This is a genomic window from Pseudomonas sp., assembly GCF_037994325.1.
In the GTDB taxonomy this organism is placed as follows: domain Bacteria; phylum Pseudomonadota; class Gammaproteobacteria; order Pseudomonadales; family Pseudomonadaceae; genus Aquipseudomonas.
Genome location: NZ_JBBNAH010000212.1, coordinates 1 through 4335, shown reverse-complemented (window position 1 = coordinate 4335; position 4335 = coordinate 1). Strand labels below are relative to the sequence as shown.

Here is a 4335-nt window from a genome sequence, read left to right as displayed (position 1 = left end):
CAGCAAAGACGTCAGGCCTGGGATTGCAGGTAGTTTTCCAGGCCGATGCGATCGATCAGACCGAGCTGCTGCTCCAGCCAGTAGGCGTGGTCTTCCTCGGTGTCTTGCAGTTGCACAACAAGAATGTCGCGGCTGATGTAGTCCTTATGGCTTTCGCACAGGGCGATGCCCTTGCTCAGCGCCGCACGCACTTCGTATTCCAGCTTAAGGTCAGCCCGCAGCATGTCCGGTACGGTGGCGCCGGGAAACATCGGCTTGGGCGTCATATCCGGCGTGGCTTCCAGAAACAGAATGCGCTGCAACAAGGCGTCGGCGTGTTGGGTTTCTTCTTCCATCTCGTGGTTGATGCGCTCGTAGAGCTTGTTGAAGCCCCAATCCTGGTACATGCGCGAATGCAGGAAGTACTGGTCGCGGGCAGACAGTTCGCCGCGCAGCAGATCCTTGAGGTATTCGACGACTTCGTTATTACCCTGCATTGCTAAATCCCCGCACAAAAATATCCAGAGGCGAAAGCTTCGGCCGTCAACAGCGGGCGGTCAAGCTCGGCGTTTGGGTAATACCGTCACCGCCAAGCCAATAAACACCAGCGCACACGCCAACCAACTGGCCGGCGTCAGTTGCTCATCGAGCAACAACCAACCGGCCAACAACCCGGAAACCGGCACCGCCAGGGCGAAAGGGGTAACCACGCTGGCCGGGTAACGGCGTAGCAAGGCGCTCCAAATGGCAAAACCGACGGTGGTGGCGAGAAAGGCGATAAACAACAGTGCGGCAATACCACGCAGGGTGAGGTGCGTGAGGGCAAAGCTGATTGCCTCTGGGCCTTCGAACACATAGGAAAGTGCCAACAGCGGCAGCGGCGGAATCAGGCTGATCCAGCAGATCAGGCGCAGCATGTCGGTCGCCCCGGAGCGCTTGGTGGCGATATTGGCGCAGGCCCACATCAACGCGGCAAACACCACCAAGGCAAAGGCCAGCAAGCTGTCGCCCAGTGGTCGCTGCCAACCGATCAACACCAGGCCGCTGGCAGCCAACACCAGGCCGGCCAAGGCTCGGTGGCTGGGCCGTTCGCCGAGCATAACGGCGGCAATAACAATGGTGAAAAACACCTGGCTCTGCAGCACCAGCGACGACAAGCCCGCCGGCATCCCCAAATGCATGCCAACAAACAGCACGCCAAACTTGAATACACCCAGCAACAAGCCGATTTGCACAATGCGCCACCACGGCGCCGGCATCGGCCCGCGCAACAACAGCAGCGGCAAGGCCGCCAAGGCAAAACGCAGGGCACAGAACAACAGCGGCGGGAAATCCTGCAAACCAACCTTGATCACCACAAAGTTCACCCCCCAAATCAGGGTGACCAACAAAGCAAGCAGGGCGTGGCGAATCGGCATGGTAAGGCTCCAGAAAAAACTGGGGCGTACGCTAGCAGGTAGGACGAAAAATGTATGGATACAGATGCGGCCATACAGTCCGTAAGGTGGGTTCCGCGCACCATAGCGATATTGGGTTAATCGCTTGGTGCGCACAGCACACCCTACGGGACCGGCGCGCGTTTAGCGGCTCACTGCAACCACGGCGGCGGTGGCGGCTCGTCGCTTTTGGCGGGGCCTTCGGCGTCTGCTCGGGCCGCTTGTTTACGCTGTTCGTCCAGGCGCGCGGCCTCGATTTCACGCATAACCGCACCGACATCCGCGCTCTCTTCTTCCTCGGCAAACTCACCGGTCAACACGCTGGCTGGATGCAAGGTGCCGGCTTCGTAGAGCGCCCACATTTCTTTGGCGTAGCGGGTGTCTTTCAGCTCTGGCGCGTAGCGGCCGAAGTAGGCAGCCATGTTGCCGACGTCGCGCTCCAACATGCTAAAGGCGTGGTTATTGCCGGCGGCATCCACGGCTTGCGGCAGGTCGATAATCACCGGGCCTTCGGCGTCCAGCAGCACGTTGAATTCCGACAAGTCGCCATGCACCAGACCGGCACAGAGCATCAGCACGATCTGGCGGATCAGAAAGGCGTGGTAGGAGCGCGCCTCTTCCGGCTCCATGGTCACATCATTCAGGCGTGGCGCCGCATCACCGTCGGCGCCGGCGATCATTTCCATTAGCAGCACACCGTCGAGGAAGTCGAACGGTTTCGGTACGCGTACGCCAGCGCTGGCTAAGCGAAACAGGGCCGAGACTTCAGCGTTCTGCCAATTCTCTTCCTGCTCTTTACGGCCGTGCTTGGAGCCCTTGGCCATGGCCCGGGCGTCGCGGCTATTACGGACTTTGCGGCCTTCCTGGTACTCCGCGGCCTGGCGGAAACTGCGTTTGTTCGCTTCTTTATAAACCTTGGCACAACGCAACTCTTTACCGCAGCGCACCACATATACCGCTGCTTCCTTGCCGCTCATAAGCGGGCGCAGCACCTCATCGACCAAGCCATCTTCAATCAAGGGTTCAATGCGTTTGGGAGTCTTCATCAGCTTTTATCAAGGGTCCTTTTATGCCAGATGTCGGAGGGCGTGCCATGCGCGTTAGCCGGCTGGCGCCCATCCTCTCACAGCCCGTTGCAGATGCCGACCCTGCAGACGCGACAGAGGGCAAATCGTTGGCATATGGAGTGTGCTTTGCAGAGCAGGTTCGTACAAATTGGCTACCTCCGTGGGCCCCGCCCGCGCGGAGATAGAGAGAAAAACCCCAGCTAACCCCGCTGCAAATTGTGTTTTAACGCCTCTATGGCATAGCGCACTTTCGCCGGCTGCGCATCACGCCGTGGCGTCACCAAGTACAGCGGCAGCGGCGCATGTTGCCAATCGGGCAATACCCGTTGCAGCCGGCCACTGACCAACTCGCCGCGCACTTCCGGCTCAGGCTGAATCGACAAGCCCATGCCGGCCAAGGTGAATTCCCGCGCGGCAATCATATTGTTGCAGCTGATGCGGCTTTCCAGCTTCAACCGGCGCTCCTGACCCTTGCCGTTATGCAGCACCAGCTGTTGCGGCAAATGTTGGGTACTGAGGCTAAGCCAGTCGAGCTGTTGCAATTGCTCGGGGCTTTCAATGCTGGGGTGTTGCGCCAGATAAGCGGGCGAGGCGCAGAGCACGGCATTCCAATCGACCACATGACGGGCTACCAGGCTGGAGCTTTCCAGACGCCCAACGCGAATGGCGATATCGATACGCTGCTCAATCAGATCGACCTGCTCATCATCAAAAAACACCTGCAAGCGCAGTTGCCGGTGGGCCGAAAGCAGCGGCGCCAACGCCCGGCTCAAACGCCCGCCGGCAAAGCCCACCGGCGCGGCGATGCGTAATTCACCCACCGGCGCATCACGCAATTCCAGCAAACGCTGCTCGGCTTCTTGCGCCAAGGCCAACACCTGAGCACAGCTGCGATAAAAGGTGGCGCCAGCTTCGGTCAGGGTGAGCTTGCGGGTGGTGCGGTGCAGCAGGCTGACCTGGGTGCTGGCTTCAAGCTTGCTGATTTGCTGGCTGACGGCCGAAGCGGTCATGCCCAGCTCGGTGGCGGCAGCGACCATCGAGCCTTTATCCACCACCGTGGCAAACACGGCCATGCGTTTTAGCTGTTCCATTATTAAGTTTTGCTTAACTGTTTAAGCCTTTTTAGCCTATTTCTTTGCGCTTTACCCATCGCCATGATGGCTTCCAGGTATTACCCATTCGGAGAACGTTATGAAACTCGCATTGATCGGCGCCAGCGGCTTTGTTGGCGCAGCTGTTTTGCAGGAAGCCTTGAACCGTGGCCATGAAGTGACAGGCATTGTTCAGCACCCGGACAAGCTGCCCGCTCACGCCAACCTCAAAGCGGTTAAGGCCGATGCCTATAACGCTGACGAGCTGGCTACCGCGCTCAAGGGGCATGACGCCGTGGTTAGCGCGTTTAATCCGGGTTGGGACAAGGCCGATATCCTGCCGCTATTTCTCAAAGGCAGCGCGGCGATTGTGGCGGCGAGCAAGCAGGCCGCTGTGGGTCGTCTGCTAGTGGTTGGCGGTGCCGGCAGCTTGTATGTCGCGCCGGGGCTGCAATTGATCGACACGCCGGACTTCCCCGCCGCTTACAAAAATGGCGCCGAAGGCGCACGTCAGCACCTCAACCAATTGCGCGAAGAGCGCGAGCTGAGCTGGACCTTTCTATCGCCGCCCGCGCTGTTGCAGCCAGGCACACGCAGCGGCCAGTACCGCGTTGGTAGCGAAGAGTTATTGATGGACGGCGCGGCCCCAGCGGGCATCAGCGTGGAGGATTTAGCCGTGGCGATTGTGGATGAACTGGAGCAGCCCAAACAGGTGAATAAGCGGTTTACTGTCGCCCGCTAATCCCCACGTAGGGTGTGCTG

Annotated in this window: 5 protein-coding genes; 1 reads left to right on the top strand and 4 read right to left on the bottom strand. The window is 59.6% G+C overall.

What is annotated here, in order from left to right; genetic code table 11:
* Positions 1-11: 11 nt before the first annotated feature.
* The 4 genes from bfr to AAAB16_RS07235 all read right to left on the bottom strand — a co-directional run bounded on the left by bfr (position 12) and on the right by AAAB16_RS07235 (position 3573).
* On the bottom strand, positions 12-476 hold the full coding sequence (gene bfr, locus AAAB16_RS07250; RefSeq protein ID WP_110617116.1) for a bacterioferritin: 465 nt from the start codon (positions 474-476) through the stop codon (positions 12-14).
* Between the two features lie 60 nt (positions 477-536).
* Positions 537-1397, bottom strand: a complete 861-nt coding sequence (locus tag AAAB16_RS07245; protein WP_340662741.1) for an EamA family transporter — start codon at positions 1395-1397, stop codon at positions 537-539.
* Between the two features lie 170 nt (positions 1398-1567).
* Positions 1568-2461 (bottom strand): PA4780 family RIO1-like protein kinase, encoded by an 894-nt coding sequence (locus AAAB16_RS07240; protein ID WP_340662740.1) that lies wholly within the window; start codon positions 2459-2461, stop codon positions 1568-1570.
* 221 nt (positions 2462-2682) lie between these two features.
* Positions 2683-3573 carry a LysR family transcriptional regulator gene (locus AAAB16_RS07235; protein ID WP_340662739.1) on the bottom strand — a complete coding sequence of 297 codons (891 nt, stop codon included), beginning with the start codon at positions 3571-3573 and terminating at the stop codon, positions 2683-2685.
* Positions 3574-3673: 100 nt separating this feature from the next.
* On the opposite strand from AAAB16_RS07235, the gene AAAB16_RS07230 reads away from it, so the two are divergent.
* Positions 3674-4315, top strand: coding sequence for an NAD(P)-dependent oxidoreductase (locus AAAB16_RS07230; RefSeq protein WP_340662738.1), 642 nt, complete (start codon positions 3674-3676; stop codon positions 4313-4315).
* The last annotated feature ends 20 nt before the right edge of the window (positions 4316-4335 follow it).

What these genes read in the sequence shown, in the direction of transcription:
- bfr (WP_110617116.1), bottom strand. Translation starts at nt 476, where the DNA reads ATGCAGGGTAATAACGAAGTCGTCGAATACCTCAAGGATCTGCTGCGC.
- AAAB16_RS07245 (WP_340662741.1), bottom strand. Translation starts at nt 1,397, where the DNA reads ATGCCGATTCGCCACGCCCTGCTTGCTTTGTTGGTCACCCTGATTTGG.
- AAAB16_RS07240 (WP_340662740.1), bottom strand. Translation starts at nt 2,461, where the DNA reads ATGAAGACTCCCAAACGCATTGAACCCTTGATTGAAGATGGCTTGGTC.
- AAAB16_RS07235 (WP_340662739.1), bottom strand. Translation starts at nt 3,573, where the DNA reads ATGGAACAGCTAAAACGCATGGCCGTGTTTGCCACGGTGGTGGATAAA.
- AAAB16_RS07230 (WP_340662738.1), top strand. Translation starts at nt 3,674, where the DNA reads ATGAAACTCGCATTGATCGGCGCCAGCGGCTTTGTTGGCGCAGCTGTT.